Origin of the sequence: Fodinibius sp. Rm-B-1B1-1 (assembly GCF_038594945.1) — a bacterium.
Classification (GTDB): domain Bacteria; phylum Bacteroidota; class Rhodothermia; order Balneolales; family Balneolaceae; genus Fodinibius; species Fodinibius alkaliphilus.
In genome coordinates, this window is record NZ_JBCFYD010000002.1 from 498,669 (window position 1) to 516,030 (window position 17,362).

At 40.7% G+C, this 17,362-nt stretch carries 11 protein-coding genes; 4 read left to right on the forward strand and 7 right to left on the reverse strand.

Features of this window, described 5'->3' with window-relative positions:
• Positions 1-3 precede the first annotated feature (3 nt).
• Together AAFH98_RS09460 and AAFH98_RS09465 are read right to left on the reverse strand one after the other, a co-directional pair.
• The gene (locus AAFH98_RS09460) at positions 4-1,620 is read right to left on the reverse strand and encodes an AsmA family protein (RefSeq protein ID WP_342522459.1); all 1,617 of its coding nucleotides are present in this window, start codon (positions 1,618-1,620) and stop codon (positions 4-6) included.
• A 104-nt stretch (positions 1,621-1,724) separates the two neighbouring features.
• On the reverse strand, positions 1,725-2,099 hold the full coding sequence (locus AAFH98_RS09465) for a (2Fe-2S) ferredoxin domain-containing protein (RefSeq protein ID WP_342522460.1): 375 nt from the start codon (positions 2,097-2,099) through the stop codon (positions 1,725-1,727).
• Between the two features lie 637 nt (positions 2,100-2,736).
• Between AAFH98_RS09465 and AAFH98_RS09470 the strand changes: the two genes are divergently transcribed.
• Both AAFH98_RS09470 and AAFH98_RS09475 read left to right on the forward strand, forming a co-directional pair.
• Complete coding sequence (locus AAFH98_RS09470) at positions 2,737-4,173, forward strand: ATPase domain-containing protein (RefSeq protein ID WP_342522461.1); 1,437 nt, start codon at positions 2,737-2,739, stop codon at positions 4,171-4,173.
• A 24-nt stretch (positions 4,174-4,197) separates the two neighbouring features.
• On the forward strand, positions 4,198-6,420 hold the full coding sequence (locus tag AAFH98_RS09475; RefSeq protein WP_342522462.1) for a PAS domain S-box protein: 2,223 nt from the start codon (positions 4,198-4,200) through the stop codon (positions 6,418-6,420).
• 12 nt (positions 6,421-6,432) lie between these two features.
• Here the strand turns inward: AAFH98_RS09475 and AAFH98_RS09480 are convergent, their stop codons facing one another.
• Both AAFH98_RS09480 and AAFH98_RS09485 read right to left on the reverse strand, forming a co-directional pair.
• Positions 6,433-8,031 carry an amidohydrolase family protein gene (locus AAFH98_RS09480; RefSeq protein WP_342522463.1) on the reverse strand — a complete coding sequence of 533 codons (1,599 nt, stop codon included), beginning with the start codon at positions 8,029-8,031 and terminating at the stop codon, positions 6,433-6,435.
• A 323-nt stretch (positions 8,032-8,354) separates the two neighbouring features.
• On the reverse strand, positions 8,355-8,825 hold the full coding sequence (locus AAFH98_RS09485; protein WP_342522464.1) for a methylated-DNA--[protein]-cysteine S-methyltransferase: 471 nt from the start codon (positions 8,823-8,825) through the stop codon (positions 8,355-8,357).
• A gap of 481 nt (positions 8,826-9,306) precedes the next feature.
• On the opposite strand from AAFH98_RS09485, the gene AAFH98_RS09490 reads away from it, so the two are divergent.
• Positions 9,307-11,970: a PAS domain S-box protein gene (locus tag AAFH98_RS09490; RefSeq protein WP_342522465.1), complete on the forward strand. Its 2,664-nt coding sequence runs from the start codon at positions 9,307-9,309 to the stop codon at positions 11,968-11,970.
• 18 nt (positions 11,971-11,988) lie between these two features.
• Here the strand turns inward: AAFH98_RS09490 and AAFH98_RS09495 are convergent, their stop codons facing one another.
• Positions 11,989-13,179, reverse strand: a complete 1,191-nt coding sequence (locus AAFH98_RS09495) for an MFS transporter (RefSeq protein ID WP_342523460.1) — start codon at positions 13,177-13,179, stop codon at positions 11,989-11,991.
• A 126-nt stretch (positions 13,180-13,305) separates the two neighbouring features.
• On the opposite strand from AAFH98_RS09495, the gene AAFH98_RS09500 reads away from it, so the two are divergent.
• Positions 13,306-13,830, forward strand: coding sequence for a hypothetical protein (locus AAFH98_RS09500; protein WP_342522466.1), 525 nt, complete (start codon positions 13,306-13,308; stop codon positions 13,828-13,830).
• Positions 13,831-13,935: 105 nt separating this feature from the next.
• On the opposite strand, the gene AAFH98_RS09505 is transcribed toward AAFH98_RS09500, so the two are convergent.
• Both AAFH98_RS09505 and AAFH98_RS09510 read right to left on the reverse strand, forming a co-directional pair.
• A complete protein-coding gene (locus tag AAFH98_RS09505) occupies positions 13,936-14,496 on the reverse strand; it encodes a DUF4168 domain-containing protein (RefSeq protein WP_342522467.1) in 561 nt (186 codons plus the stop codon).
• A gap of 216 nt (positions 14,497-14,712) precedes the next feature.
• Positions 14,713-17,157, reverse strand: a complete 2,445-nt coding sequence (locus AAFH98_RS09510; protein WP_342522468.1) for a FlgO family outer membrane protein — start codon at positions 17,155-17,157, stop codon at positions 14,713-14,715.
• Positions 17,158-17,362: the final 205 nt, after the last annotated feature.

The following is a 17,362-nucleotide window of genomic DNA, read 5'->3' on the forward strand; positions in this document are numbered from 1 at the left end:
TGGTTAAAGACCGATACTTGATTTTAGGCCTGAGAGTAAAGATTTCCACCAATAATTAAAAACGGATTTATGTTCCACTCGTTCAAAGTCAACTTTGGCTGAGCGAAGATCATCGTTCTTATTATCTGATTTTAATTTAAAAGTATTGGCAACAAAAGATTTTGCTTTATTGCCGAATGACTCTTCACTTAAACCCTCATCAAGTAGAGAAATTTTTAGATTTTCATATTCTAACGTAAGACTGCCCCCGGCGTTTTTTGCGGAAAGATTCATTTCAAAATCGAGCCCAAGAATGTTACCCTCCTCAATACGTACAAAAGCAATGGGTTCTAAAGCGTCATTCAATGGTTGCATATCCATCGATTGCAAGCTTCCCTTAATTTCCTGTCGGTTATCACTCGTCATCATAAAGGTGAACTGTGCCTCGAGCTGACCCTTATTCATAACATTAGTGGTAGCGTGCAACGTAGGAGTTCTTCCATTGTCCCAATGGGCTTCAACATTCGTTAGGTCGGTAAAATCTGCTGATAAATGAGCGAATTCGATATATCCTGCTTTTTCAGTATTTGGTTTCCGTTCGGTATATCGGATGTTACTATTGCTAATATGGATACTGTCAATGGTAGTTGGAAAAGGGATATCCCGAATCATTTCCTGTGGCAGGGGTTTGTATTTTTTTGGAGATTCGGGGGGGCGTTTGTCACGATATATATTGATATCGGCATTCGTAATATTGATAAGACGGGTAGTAATACTTTCTGCTTTATTTAACATTTCGATATCAATTCCATCCCATTTGATTTCTTTGATATCCATATTCAGCCGATCTATCTGGTGACCTACGTTATCCGAAAACGCTTGTTTGTCGAATTGTGGAATCAGGGAAAACTCACGCAATACTAATTGGGAATCAGTAGTCGAAAAATCCACATCACCGGTAGTAATCTTGTAGAGTTCGTTTGGCGTTTGAAACTGGACATTTCGAAAAGCTATAGTGATATCATCAGCAGGAATTACACGTTCATCTTTAAGTGAGGTAGAATCAATTGTGATGTTGTGAAGTTTGATATCACTATTAGATAATGATAAGAGGGGGGCAACTGGTAAATTGGCGCGATTGTAATATAGAGAAAGTCCGGTAATATTAAGGTTGGGAACTGAAATTTGATCAACAACTTTTAGAACCATTTTAGAAAGTTGTTGAGAGGGGCGATGCCAGGGTGTTTTTTGTGTTGAGGATTCTTTTTTGGGAGCTGTTACATATATATCGGGATTGATAATCTCAATATTATTGAGGGAAAGTTCGTGCTGTAATAGCAGTTTAATTACCCCAATTCCCGATACATTGAATTCATCAAGTGTTAGCTGTATATCGCTTCCTGAAGAGGCTTCTTTTTTTGATAGTTGAATACCGGAAAGGGAAAGTTGTCGCCCCAATATTTGTAGATCAAAATCTTTAATCTCAAGCTCATAAGCATCATCAGTTGCTTCATGAAAACGTTCAACAGCTGTCTCCTTTAGCTGCTCATCCAGAAAAAAGCTAATATAAATTTGGATGCTGCCAATGAGTACAATTGCACTGATGAGTACCCCAACCACAATTTTTTGATAGCGCTTCATCTGGCATCGGGTGAAATTGAGTAATAAGATTACCAACAAAATATTTGCTGGGAAAGCACAAATTACAGAAGCTAAGGATGAATAAAAATTTTAAAAAGTTACTGTTAACCTTCTTCAGGTGGGAGTAATGGCTGTTCGGCAAACATGTACTTTTTAACCAGATTTCCGTTAATGAGATGTTCTTGAATGATTTGTTCCAGCACTTTCGGTTTACAGGAGTGATACCAGATTCCCTCGGGGTATACAACAGCGACGGGGCCTTTTTTGCAGATGCGTAGGCAATTGGCTTTGGTTCGATAAATACCGCCGGCACCATCAAGATTGAGTTCACTTAGCCGTTTTTTAAGATATTCCCAAGCCTCAAGACTAATCTCTTTTTTACAGCACTTGGGTTTAGTCTGATCAGCACAGAGGAAAATATGTCGTTCAATTTTATCAACGTGGAGCTCTTCTGCTTTCTTTCGGACGCGATTATTCATCAATATGATTGATTCTTAATAGAGTTATTAGAAGTTAACAGTGTTATTTAAAGGTAAGTTTTAAAACGGACATTTTCTTACTTAGAAGTGTAAGATTACAAGCGGGATACCAGTCTTTTTATAATTGTGTTTTAAGTTGATTCAGTAGATAAAAAATCTTCCAACCTGGGAGTTGCTGCATATTCTGAATTCGGAGCAGTATAAAGTATTACGGTTGTTTGTATATCAAGTAAAGAAGGAGTGGTTATACGAACGATTTCAGAATCGGAAAATGGCATATAGTCCCGTTTAATTATTGGACCGTACATTCATAGAGGATTTATAGAAACCTATGTCACCCTGATTTTATTTGAAGATCTTTAGCAAAAAATGGGGTTTAGCAGTGTTAAACGGTTTATGGCAAGAGGTACTGGTCGGGACAGTATGACATGGTATGGTTTTGCAAAGTTCCCTTCATATTATTTTTTGCAGAAAACGCCTATTTCCAATTTAGGTCTTTTGTGCTATTTCTAACTCGGATTTAATCGCTTACTTTTATTAAGTAATTATAGTTATTGGGAATACACGAATTATAGTGGTACCTATTAAATGTGTGTTAGTTTTTTAGCTCCAGTATTAAAAAATTTCTCATCAATTTATGAATAGCTTACAAAAAAAATCATTTGGACTATCTGGATTAGATGAAATTTTATATGGAGGATTGATACCTCAAAAATCTTATTTGATTCAGGGAGGGCCGGGTTCTGGTAAATCCACTATGGGTCTTCATTTTCTCAGTCAGGTAAGCAAAAACAATGCAAGTGGTTTATATATCACGCTGGGTGAATCCGAGAAGAGTATCAAAGAAAATGCTTCGCAGTTGGATATTGATCTTTCGGGGGTATCCTTTTTGGATTTGAGTCCGAAAGAAAATTTAAATGAAGATTCCAATTCATACAGCGTATTTTCGGCTGCAGAAGTTGAGCAGCAGCCAATGATGGATGCCATAATTGAGGCTGTTGAGAAGTATGAACCTAATCGTGTTGTGCTTGATTCTATAACCATGTTGCGGATGTTGAACAAAGATCCGTTCAAGATGCGAAAGTTGGCGCTGTCGTTTATTAAGTTTATTACCGAGCGTGAAGCTACGTTGTTGATGATTTCAGAGTCAATGGATGATTCTTCTGAACAAGATGCTACGTTTTGGGTAGATGGAATCATTAAGCTGGAAAGTGATACAACATGGCGCAGGCTAAAAGTTACTAAGCTTCGGGGATCAGATTACCAATCGGGTGATCATGCATTTAAAATTACCGGGCAGGGAGTAACGGTGTTTCCCCGATTGCGGGCGAATAATTATGATCGAAAATTCCAACCAGAATCATTATCAACTGGAATTGATGAGTTGGATGTAATGCTACATGGTGGCATAGAAAAGGGAACGGTGAGTCTTTTAGTAGGAGCCACAGGTGTTGGTAAAACAAACCTGGGCCTGCAGTTATTAAAAGAATCGGCCTCCCGGAATGAACGAGCGGCACTTTATACTTTTGAAGAGTCGAAAGAGCTTATTCTCGAGCGCTCTAAAAATGTGAATATCCCCATTGAGGATATGATCGAATCTGGGAATCTGAATATTATGCCGATTGAGCCGTTGTCTTATTCCCCAGATGAGTTTACGAAAATGGTACGGACTGATGTGGAGGAAAATGGAACTCAAATAGTGATGATTGATTCTATAGGAGGATACAGGCTGGCTGTTCAGGAGGAAGATATTCTTGAACGGCTGCATGAGCTCACAGTCTATCTACAGAACATGGGGGTTACTTCTTTGCTTATCAACGAAGCCCAGACTGTAACGGGAGAGTTTAAAGCTACTAATATGAATGCCAGCTACTTGGCCGATAATATTTTATTCCTGCGTTACCTCGAAATAAATGGACAACTTCGAAAGTCTATAGGAGTATTAAAAAAACGATTAAGTGATTTTGAGAAATTCATTCGTGAATTCAAAATTACTTCTGAAGGTATTAAGATAGGTCAGCCGTTGGAAAATATGCGCGGTATTTTAAGTGGTAATCCCGAGCTATTAGATTAGCATTGACTATGCGGATATAAATGTATGGAAAACTTAACTTTAAATATTGATGGCAACCATTCCGCCCAGAAGGATAAGTTTACTGTATTACTGTCGTTGAGCAATCCCAAAGATCGCCAGTTAATACAAAACTTTTTGCCGGGCCCGCAGTATATAGATATTCGATTTGTTGATGATTTAATTGACCGTCATGCATATGATCTCTGCATTGTAGACGAGCAGACCTTACCGATCTACAGAAATGTGCTTCAAAAGCTTAAGAATCAGTCGACTCCGGTGTTCCTGCCAATGTTATTGCTTTCTCAAAATAAGGATCAGGTTAGAAGTGATTCTGCACTTCTGGAATTTGCCGATGATGTCATATATATCCCCGCCTCTAAAAAAGTGATGAAATCGCGGATCGAATTACTTTTACAGCAGCGGAAATACTCTTTGAAGCTGGAAGAAAAAAATCGACAGCTCGAACAGAAAAACAAAGAGTTGGCAGAAGAAAAACGCAAATACCAGTTGCTGGCCGACAATTCGACCGACATGATATCGCTTCACAAGCCTGATGGGACGTATTTATATGCTTCTCCAGCCAGTAAGGAGTTAACAGGTTATACACCCGAAGAGTTGATCGGACAGAATGTGTTTGAGAATATTCATCCCGATGATAAAGAAAGGCTGCAGGATGAAGTAAAGGATTTTGAAGACTCAAAAATAGAGCGCTGGGAATTCAGAAAGCAGACAAAAGATGGGAACTTTAAGTGGGTTGAGGCAGCATTAAGACCTATCGGAGATGAAGAAACTGGCGAAATTATAGAAGTACAGGCCAGTACCCGTGATATTTCGGAACGCAAAGAGTTTGAGAAAAAACTCCAGGAAGAGAAGGAGTTTATTGACAAATCGATACAAAGTCTGCCCGAACTTTTCTACCTGATTGATGAGGAACAGAATTTTATCAAATGGAATAATATTGAGCAGGAGTTAGGTTATACCGATGAGGAAGTGCAAGATATGGATCCCCTGGATTTTTATCGGGAAGAAGACCGGGAATTTATAACCTCCAAAATTCTGGAAGCTTTCAAAGAGGGTAGTGCTGAAACGGAAATACAGATGGTATCGAAGAGTGGCGATCTCAAACCTTATTATATTACGGCAAAAAGATTTAGCAGAGGGGACAACAATTATATTGTCGGTTTCTGTATGAATTTATCTGCGATCAAAGAAGCGCAGTATGAGCTCGAACAGCAGCGTGAACTTCTTGATGCCGTGGTGAATCAAACGAAATCACTGATCTATATTAAAGATCAAAGTGGGGAATACAGGTTAGTTAATGATAGTTATTTAGCGTTTTACAACTTAAAAAGAGAGAATGTTATAGGAAAAAAAGATCGTGAGGTTCATGGACAAAAAATTGCTGATCAGACATTAGGTCAGGATTATAAGGTGTTAGAGGATCAGCAAACCATAGAGGTGGAAGAAGAAAGGACAAATGGCTACGAAAGCAGATTATATCATACTATAAAATATCCTCTCAGGGGAATACCAGGTTTGGAAAACTGCATGTGTGGAATTTGTACAGATGTCTCTGACCGTGTGAAATACGAACAAGAATTAGAAGATTCACTTAAAGAGAAGGAAACCCTGTTGCAGGAAATTCATCACCGGGTAAAAAACAATCTGGCGGTGGTATCGGGTATGATGGAACTGCAGACATTTAATACGGACAATGAAGAGGTGAAAGGGCTATTGGACGACAGTAAAAACCGAATTAAAACGATGGCATTGATACACGAAAAGCTGTATGAATCCTCTTCGCTTTCCAGAATTGATTTCGGTTCATACGTTGAAGACCTGCTTGGGAATATTGGAAAAGTTTCAGCAATTGATAAGCAGATTAAGATCGATTTGAATTATGATTCTTTTAATCTAAATGTTAATCAGGCCGTACCCAGTGCGCTTATCATTAACGAAGTAGTAGCCAATGCTTTTGAGCATGCTTTTGTGGATAAAAAAGAGGGATTAATCGAAGTTACACTAAAGCAAAATGGCGAAAATATTACCGTCAATATAAAAGATAACGGTCGCGGATTGCCCGATGATTCCGACTATCGGAGTGAAAAATCGATAGGAATTACTATTATCGAAACACTTATTAAGCAACTTGAAGCTGAGCAAAAAATAGAAAATAATAACGGCCTTTCGTTTACCTTCACCTTTGCAAAGCAAGATATAAAAGGGTCGTCAAGCTCACTGGTTTAGTTTCTGTGGTCGTTAATAATCCAGTCCCGGTTGCGTGATTTTATAATCTTTTTCTTCTTTCGACTTCTGCACCATCTCTTCTACATCCTTGAGAAGCTCTTGTGCATCATAGATAATACCATCTTTGATGGTGTATCTGATGCCGCCTATTCGAACGGGTTTGTTATCGTCATTAAGATGGACTGCTCCGGTACCATAGAGCGTTTTTAGATTTTTAAGTGGGTTAGCATCTACGAGCACCATATCAGCCAGTTTGCCAACTTCGATAGTACCAAGCTGATTATCCATATTGAGAACTTCTGCTGCTTTTAAGGATGCTGACTGGAATATTTCCAATGGATGAAAACCTGCTTCGCGCAGCATCTCCATTTCCTGGATATAGCCAAATCCGTACAGCTTGTAGATATAGCCTGCATCGGAACCCAGTGTCACACGACCACCACGGTTTTTAAACTCATTGACAAACTTGAACCACAGGTTAAAATTTTCTTTCCAGGCTATTTCTTGTTCGGTGCCCCAGTTGAGCCAGTATGAACCATGAGAGATACGGTTGGGTTTGTAGAATTCCCAAAGCGAGGGTAGGGTATATTTTTCGTGCCACTCTGCGCGACGCTGGGCACTCAGGTCGCGACTGGCCTCATAAATGGTAAAGGTAGGGTTAAGCGTAATGTCTAATTCCAGCATCTCATTCATTACGCTGTTCCATTTGTCGCTATATGGTTCAGCGGCTTGTTCCCAGAGTTTTCCGGCTTCTTCAAATCGGTGCTGTTCATTATTGTAATTGTAGTCCATCGGGTAGTCTTGAATTTGCTGATCGGTAAAAAGTGCCTCAGGAATACCATACCAGTGGGTGATGCTTGTGAGCCCCAGTCGAGCTGATTCCAGGGCGTTATTATATACCACACGTGTTTGAGCGTGATGAGTCATAGTGCCGAGTCCCAGTTTATTGGCTTCTTCAATGGCAGCGGCATAGATGGGACGCGAAGCCCCAAAAAATTTAATGCCGTCGGCTCCTTCATCAGCAATCATTTGCACCCATTCACGGGCTTCATCTGGGGATGTTATTTCACTGTCATGGCCCATTCCAAAACCGATGTAGGGAAAAATTCGGGGAGCAGTGATTTCATTATCAGCACTTCGGTCGCGCTGTCGTAAGGTCCAGTTCATCCCATTAAAAGAACCGGGTTCACGGATGGTGGTGATACCATGAGCCATCCAGAGCTTATAGACATATTCGGCAGGCGTGCCTTGGGCTTCACCACCGGTATGTGCGTGCATGTCAATAAACCCGGGGAGCAGATACATACCTTCAGCGTCAATTTCTTTGGTATTTTCATCAGCTTTTGGGCGACGATTTTCGTTGATCGGGATCCCGGGATATCCCACTGATTGTACGGAAGTAATACGGTTTTCTTCAACGACCACGTCAACCGGTCCGCGGGGAGGAGAGCCGGTACCATCCACAAGGGTAACGCCTCGGATAATAAGGCGATCAAAAGGGCCTTCGCCTTCGGTTCGATCGGGGGCTTCTTGTACCTGGGCATGGGTAGCACTGATTCCAATGATAAAGAGTAAGAAGAGAGATGCTATGGAAGCTACGTATTTGATCATGTTTTCGGTATCGGTAATTGATATTTGATGGAATGTAATAATCAAATGCTGGGGATGATAGTAAAAGATTTTAAATGTTATTAATGGGGTGTCATTTTCCCTGCTATACAGCTCATGGAGTATGTAGTTATAAGGTCAAACAGCTTGAGGTTATAACTACATACACTGTTTCCTTATAACTTCAAACAGTCTGAGTAGGTTACTCAAGCACCTTGAGTAGTCTGCTCAAGATGCTTGGATAGAGGAGTTTATGCAGATCTATTCTCTATGTTGCTTGGTTAGGTAAAGAGATGAGGGTAGAACTGTATATTCGTTTTAGAAAATTAAAGAAGTAAAGCTCCTTCATGTTTCAGGAGAAACTCTTTGCGTTCGATGCCGCCACTGTACCCAACCAAATTGTTATTTGCACCGATAACACGATGACAGGGAATGATAATGGGAATGGGATTTTGTCCATTGGCACTACCTACGGCACGTACTTTATTGGGATCACCAAGCTTGTCAGCTAAGGCCCCATAGGTGATGGTTTGCCCGTATGGAACATCTTGCAATTGCTCCCATATGGATTGTTGAAAGTCGGACCCTTCGGGAGATAATGGCAGAGAAAAGGAGGTTCGCTGACCTTCAAAATATTCGGAGAGTTGCTTGATGGCTATATCTAAAATTTCGTTTGATGAGGTGGAATTAGCTTCGGATTGGTCATCTCCAAAGGTAATGGACTGCAGGGAATTAGCCGAAGCTGTAAGTGTTAACCCGCCGATGGGAGATTCGTAATAGGTTTTCATAAGTGCCATAATAATAAGTTCATCAGGATAAATAAATTTATTTGTAACAAAAGGGCCGCGCCATACTCTTGCAAACAGAACGCACTATTTATTGTCTCTCTAGACCCCATCTGGTTAGCCAACCAGATACTCTAGTCACTCCTAAATGCTGAAACCTAAAGCACAGAGCCCCGGGACTGATACTCTCGGGGTTCTTTTTTTTATATATAGCGAGTGAGCAATTTCAATTCTACATAAAGGCTTTTATAGAAGTAATCAAGATCGAACAATAGTGCATTTATTTTTAAATAATAACTCACTTCTAATAATTTTGTTGTCATTTTCCAGCTCATATAGATCAGAATTCATTTAGAGTGTTAAAAAATATATGAGGGTAGAAATGATTTATGTCTTATTACTGTTTTAATGTGCCGAATATAGGTGAAAAAAAACTATGTTTTGGTAGAAACAATTATGGGATCTTAGTCTTGTATCTCGAATAAAATATTAGTTGCTAATAGAAATTAGCTATCAACGTAATACATCGGGATTTATAGGTTTCAAAAAGGTTAATGTGGATGGCTCATCCGTAAATACAGGGGTAATTATGGATATACCTACGCTATTTTTCGAGGATCATCCAAGTCCTATGTTTATTTTTGATACTGATACGCTGGAGATATTGGAAGTCAATAAAAGTGCAGCAAAAAAGTATGGGTTTTCAAGAGATGAGTTCAGGCAGTTAACGATCGAGGATATTCGGCCGCCAGAGGATATTCCAATGTTGCATAAAAAACTTAAAGAGCAGGGTAACAAATCCAGGACTTATGATATTGGCACGTTGCGCCACCGGACAAAAGAGGGAGAAATATTATATGTGCAAATTGCCACCCAGGTTTTTCCAATGGATGAGAGAAATGCCAAGATTGTACACATCCATGACATTTCAGAAACAATACGGCTGAAAAAAGAAATTGAGGAATCATATCGTGACCAACGCCAGCATATTGAGAACAATCCCTTGGGGATGGTGAAGTACGATAATAATTTTAGGATCCTTGAGTGGTCACAGCGAGCGGAGGAAAAAACTGGTTATACGAAAGATGAAATGCTGGGGGCTTCTCTTGTTGAAAAGGATTTGTTTGCTGAAGGTGAAAATGAGGAGATAAAACGTCGCCTGGAAAAACTTTCATCAGGTAAGAAGAGCAAAGATCGCTTTGAGACTGCCATAGATCTTAAGGATGGGAGTAAAATGGATGTATTGATTCATGCTTCGGCACTTCGGAGTAAAAAAGGGACCCTGAAATCGGTACTGGCCTTTATTGAAAATATTAGTGATCGCAAGGAGTACGAGCGGGAGTTGATAAGGAGAGAAAAGAAATATCATCGATTATTTGAAGATGCAAATGATGGTATTTTTCTGATGGATGGAATGACGATCATTGACTGTAATCGACGAGTCTCTGAAATGGTTGGTTATGATAAAGACGAAATCATTGGTAAAACACCATTGTCTTTTTCCCCCGAATATCAGCCGGATGGCGTATTATCAAAAGAAAAGGCTGAAGAGAAAATCACCGAGACTATCGAAGGGGCATCCCAGAAATTTGAATGGACGCATGAAAAGAAAAGCGGGGATATCGTTAAGACGGAGGTAAGCCTGAATGCTATTTCGTTAGATGAGAATATTTTTATCCAGGCTATTCTAAGAGATTTAACACAGCGTAAAAAAGTACAAGCAGAGTTAGAAGACGAGAGACAGCGTCTTGAGCGTGCTCAGAGCCTGGCTCGAATCGGTTGGTGGAGCTACGAGGCCGAGGAAAATAAGGTAATATGGTCGGATGCGCTATTTGATATCCTGGATGTAGATAAAAAAGACTTTGGGAATACCTTTGAAGCTTTTTATGAGTTAGTGCATCCGGACGACCGGTCAACGTTCGAAGATGTGATGAGCCAGGCCGGTAAAACCGAAGAGCCCCTCGATTATATGCTTCGAATTGGGAAACCCGGAGATGAAGATATCCTTTATGCAAAATGCCGGGCCGAGAGCAGGTTTGACAGTGAAGGAAATATGATACGCATGTCAGGGGTCTTGCAGGATGTAACCGAACAGCAGAAAGCACAGCAGGAGTTAAAGCGTCGTGAACGATTATTTACAAGCCTGTTTGAAGATTCTCCCGTTGCAATTGTGATGATTGATACTGACGGGAAAGTGCAACAGCTTAATAAGAGTTTCGAAGACTTATTTGGTTACTCAGAGGAGCAACTCCGTGGGGAGGATCTGCTTAAGCATCAATTGCCCGAAGAACGACATGACGAGATTGATAAAATTTATGGAAACGTATTTTCGGCTGAAGGCAGCTCAAAGTATTATGAAGATACGCGGGTAACTAAAGCGGGGGAAGCGAAACATCTTCTTGTGGGAGCATTGCCGGTTAAAATTAATGGGGAGGCTATTGGGGCATTTGGTATCTATACTGATATTACCAAGCTGCGAAGGACAGAGAGTAATCTAAAAAAGTCACTTAAAGAAAAGGAAATACTGTTGTCAGAAATTCATCACCGGGTGAAAAATAACCTGGCTATTATTTCGGGGTTATTGCTTCTTGAAGCAATGAACTGGGATGAGGATACGGCTGTACACGAGGTGCTGATGCAGAGCAAGTTGCGTATTCATTCCATGGCAAAAATCCACGAAAAGCTTTATAAATCTGAGGATTTTGCCAATTTAAACCTGGAAAATTATGTAGAAGAGCTCGTAGAAACTATTTCAACGAATATGAATGGGGATGGAAAAGATGTTGAAATCAATATTGATTGTGATGAGATATATCTGAATATAAATCAGGCCTTACCGTCTGCTCTTATTATCAACGAACTCGTTACCAATTCATTTAAGTATGCATTTCATGAGGGAGAGGATAATAAATTGGAGGTTAAGTTTAAGCAGCAAGGGGAGAATATAAATATTTTGGTAGCTGATAACGGCTCGGGTCTGCCCAAAGATTTTGAAGTAATGGCGGAGCATTCATTGGGTTACCAGTTAGTAAATCAACTGGTTAAACAGCTTGATGCAGAAATTAATGTAAAAACAGCTGAAAATGAGGGCGTTTGCTATGAGATTGTATTTGAACGAGCAGAAAAATCAGGTTCTGCAAGCAGTTATTTTGTTTAGCAGTTAAAGGTCAAAAAATTACTTTTTGATCAACAAACCAGCCACACCGATAAAACACAATGCGGCAATCGCCGAAGCCCAAAAGGTTCCGTGCAGTCCTACCGCAGCATATACTAATCCCAATATAAATGGCCCTATAGCTTGTCCGCTGCGAATGACTGTCCAGTTAACAGAGAGAAAAGCTGCACGATATTCTTTGGGTGCTTGGTGGGTTAGTAAATTAAGTATGCTGGGTATGTTGATGCCTTGTGCAAACCCGAAAACAATAATGGGCAAGGCAAAAAGCCAGATATTTTCAATGAATGGCAGACTAATAAAAACGCCCAAGTATAAAATGGCTGCCAATATAATGAGACTCGATTCTGCAAAACGTTTTGTTAAATTGCCAAGTTGTGATGAAGCAATAGCTGTAACAAGGGAAGAACCGGAAAGCATAATGCCGATGGAGAGGGATGATTTGCCAAACTGTTCATCTAATAGGATAGGAAAGAACGTTAAATATCCTCCGTATAACAGGATGAATGTGAAGAAGTTTGCGGCAAAGAGTCCAATAACCTGTTTCTTTTTGAGAGCGTTTAAGATATCGCCCAGATAGGATTTTATGTTTTTGTGATTATCAGGGTCAGGATTGTCGAGTTTGAACAGTACAATAAGGCCGACAGGGATGGCGATTAGTGTAAGAAAAAAGGGATAAAACCATCCCAATAGAGCCAGCCCACCACCGATGGCGGGATAAGCTGCAGTACCCACACTAAGGATACTACCGTTGTATCCCATGGCTGTGGCCCGTCGGTTACCACTGTAAAGGTCGCCAATGAGTGTAACGTTGAGAGCACCGAGCGAAGCCCCACCGATGCCCTGGATAAAACGCAGGATGAGAAGCCAGGTGAAATCGGTTGCAAAAGCACAGGCTGAGCCGGCTATCCCAAAAATAAACAGGGAGGGTACTAAAATAGTTTTGCGTCCCAGCCGGTCGGCAAATACACCTAAAAAGGGGGTTAAAAACATGCCCGGGATGGTGAAAGCGGTAATCAACAGGCCTATACGCTCATTCGATACGTCGAGTACGTTCGCCATCTTGGGCAGGGCAGGGGCGATACTGGACACGCCCATCACCGCCGATAGGGTGATTCCAAAAATGAGATAGAGGTTTAGATCTGAAAGGAGGGATTGGTTGCTGTTAGAAATTATTTTGCTATGTTGGTTAATGGTTTAGTGCATGGCATGTAAATAAAATGTGTGGAGATAGCGTTCCGATTAAATAGAAATGAGGTGTAACTTATTTCTTAGCTTGCAGTAGAAACTCAATATTCATCACAACAAACGTACGTTATTATGAAAGTAAAAGTATTTTACGGAGCAATTTTTGTTTTTCTATTTACCTTGAGCAGCGTTACATATGGACAGCGGGCTAATGCTGATGATGTCGATAATATTGATGGTATTATTACGGCTATGTATGATGTTATTTCCGGTCCGGCTGGTGAGCGCGATTGGCAACGATTTGGGAACTTGTTTAAAGATGGGGTATCTATGGCAGCGATAACCCAAACAGAAGATGGAGAGCTACGGTATGTATCAATGACGCCTGATCAATATATAGAACGCAATGATGAATATTTTACCAATAATGATTTTTGGGAAGAAGAGATGGATCGCGAAGTGTTCCAGTTTGGAGAAATAGCTACAGTTCAGACATCCTATATAATTAAATCTGGTAAGGATGGGGAAGTGACACACCGTGGGGTGAATAGTGTACAGTTGGTGTATGATCAAAGTCGATGGTGGATTACCAATATTACCTGGAACAGCGAACGGGAAGATAACCCCATTCCTGATGAGCTGTTATCGGATGGATAACAGTTTAAAGAAGTTTATTTTACTCAAAATATTGAAGGGGTTCTGAAATAAAAAAAGTCCGCTGTTTGGCACAGCGGACTGTATATAACTAATTCGTTTTATTGATTAGTTCTGGGGTGGGGTACCTTGTTGCATTTGTCCACCCATTTTATTTTGGATTTGCTGCTGAATTTGTTGTTGCAAAGCTGAATCTTGTTGAGCAGCCCGACTGATGTCTTGGAAACGTTGCATTTCCATTCCAGCATCTTCAATAGCCTTAGTTACACTATCTCGAATTTCAGTTTGTAGCTCTTCAATCCCAGATGTTGCTGCCTCAAATTTTTTCATCTCATCTTCGCTAAACTGGGTAGAGTCTCCTTGTCCCATTTGTTGCGATTGAGCAATTTTTTGATAAGTCTGGATGTCAAGACCTTCTTCCTGAATAATTCCCATCATTTTCTTTTGTGCCTGCATTTGTACTTGCTGAGCACTCATAGCAGCATCGGCAAAAGTAGCAGCTTCTTCATCAGAAACATCAACATCAGGAGCTTGTTGCTGCATTTGTTCCAACTGGCCTTGTTGCTGAGACTGTTGTTGGGAAGTATTTTCTTCGGTTGAATCATTTTGGCACCCGATAAGTGCGACTGCCAAAAGAATAGCGGAAAGATATTTTATGGTATTAGTCATGTGAAGTATTATAAAAAATTGGTATTTGCTTTAGATGATTTAACAGTTCGTCAACGACTGCTAAACCCAATTATTTCTTTATGCAATTAGTGAAGCTAAAGAAAGTGTTTCAATGGCAGAAATTAAAACCCTATTATGGGGTTTTTAATTGATTTACATAACTACAGGGCAAAGTTGGAGATATATTCAAACAGCTTTGTTGAAGAAATAAGCAAATCAGGTCTCTTCCCAAAAGTCATTAAGAAATTTTGTCCAACGCGTTTTATTTGTTTCAAAAACGCGTTCCAGATCAGTTAATATTTCTTTGAATTCTTGATTGTTATGGAGTGGTTTCCAAATAGGATTTTCTTTGATCCAGGGATAATTTTCATAACCGAGGTAGATGGCCTTACGCAACCAATGCAGGGCTTCGATGTGATTGCCGTCCACAGCAAAATAAGAAGCTAACCGAAATGCCATCTCACAATCTGTGGCAGCAATGGTAAGCAGCTCGTCGGTAATTAATGAGTGTGCTTTTTTGGGCTGATTATTCTTAACGTAGCACATTGCTAATGTCGGATATGTTACCCGACGATTGGGATCGTCTTCAATGACGGATTCCAAGATGGGTATAGCCTTTTCATATGCTTCTTCACTAAAAAACAGGTATCCTTTTGTTGTTTTTAACAGTGAGTGCTGGGGTTCGAGGGTAAGTCCTTTGTCAACTTCGAGCCATGCCAAGTCCAGCTGTCCCAAATAATGATTAAGCCGTGCCCGGCGATTGTAGATTTGTATAGCTGCAGCAGGATTTTTTTGCAGCGCTTTTCCGAGGAGCCGAAGTGCTTCGCGATGTAGCCCATCAAGTTGAACAATAATACCGGCTCCAAGTAACACCTCCGTATTACGTCCATTATGTTTTAACAGGTATTGGATGTCTCGTCGTGCCCGGTCTTTTTCGCCCCGCCAAAGAAAGGTATAGGCACGTTGCAGCTTGGCTTCTACATTATCGGGGTCGAGCTCAAGGGCTTTCTCCAAGTGCTGTTGAGCCTTCATAAAATAGGTGGGGCCCCCATATCCGTTCATTACATAATTTAAGTGCGTGCGCCCGAGTCCTGCGTGGGCTGCAGCAAAGTTAGGCGCTTTTTCCAACACCTCTTCAAATTTTTCTTTTCCCTCAATTAGGTCTTTAGGATTATTTGATCCCCATAAAAATCGAGAGAGCAAAGCCTGTGCTTCAAGATATTGTTCAGAGAGATCAATAGGCAGATCATCAAAAGGGGTTTTCTGTTGTCTTTGTTCGAGCTTGCCAAGACTAAACAGGGCATCGAAGATTGCTTCGGTAATGTCGTTCTGCACTTTCAGCAAATCAAAAGAAGGTATCGAAATGGTATCACCGGCTTGTATAGCCTTTGTGTTGACTTCAACAAGTTGCCAGTTTAAGGTGAAACCTTCATCGGTGCTGAAAAAGGATCCCGTAAGTACATATTCAGCCTCTAATTTTTCTCCGGCTTCAATATCGTCAATGGATTGGTCGGACAGCGACAGAAAGGTGCTTGGGGGACGAATGACTGCCGAGGCGTTTTGAGAGAGCCGTGTGGCGATGGCATCGGCTATTGCCAATCCAAAATACTGTGTTTTGCCATTCTCTTGCACCTGTTTAAATGGGAGTACTGCAATAGAGTTTTCAGGAATATCTTGTGTATCCTTTTGCAGAAAAAACTCGGTAAGCATGGAAAGGAATCCCTTGTGTTCCCGCGTATCTTGTTTTTGAGATGGGGAGGGAAGGAGTGCCGAACGTTCACCGGGGATAATGCCCTGTTCAAAATCCATGCTTTTCATCAACGTTTTAAGCGCACCATGGAGATTTGAAACAGATTCAAAACGATTGCTGGGTTGTTTATCCAGCGCTTTCATTATCAAATTACTAAGGGATTCTGGAATATCAGAATGCAGCTTGTGAGGCGGTGTGGGGTTGACTGATCGAATAACCCTGATGAGATCTGTTTCCTCTGTATTTCTGGATAACAGAAATGGGTGTTGGCCAGTGACAATCTCATACAGGATGATGCCCAGCGAGAAAATATCTGTTTGTTTACTGCTGCGCAGTGTAATAAACTGCTCGGGGGCCATGTAAGCGGTGGTACCAAACCGGGAGGACTGCATTTTGTTATTATCACCGGCTTGTTTTTCATCCGTTATTGTATCTATTTCAGACGCTTCGCGTCGCTTGGCCAGTCCAAAATCGAGGATCTTAACGAGTCCACCATCGGTAACCATGATGTTGGCAGGCTTTAGATCGCGGTGCAATATTTCCAGCTTGTGAGCTTCCGCCAGACCGTCGGCAATCTGAATACTTAAAGAAAGAGCAAACTGTAGATTAAGGGCTCCATCCTCCAGCAATTCGGCCAGTGTACGTCCGGGAACATATTGCATAACAATGTAAGGGCGCTCCTCATATTGACCGACTTCGTATATGGCACTCACGTTGGGATGCTGAATAGCCGAGGCAATACGGGCTTCTTCAAGAATATGTTCCCGAATCTTTTTCTCTTTTGCCCGGCTGGGATGTACAATTTTAATAACTACGGGGCGCTTCAAATTAGTATCGATGGCATAATAAACCGTCCCGTGTTGTCCCGATCCCAGTTCGTGCTTGATTTCGTAATGGTGGATGTTGTCCATTGCAGCTTCTGTTTACTTTTAATGAGTCAAAAATTACGGACAAACAGTTCGAAGTGCTAATTTTAACCGATAAAATAATAGGAAACTATATTGCTTTACCGGTTCAGTTTTGATGGAGGAGGTGAGGGTTTTATTAAGTATTACATTAATACTGAAATGTAGGTATTAAACAGCCGATAATGTAAACTAAAATAAAAAAATGGGA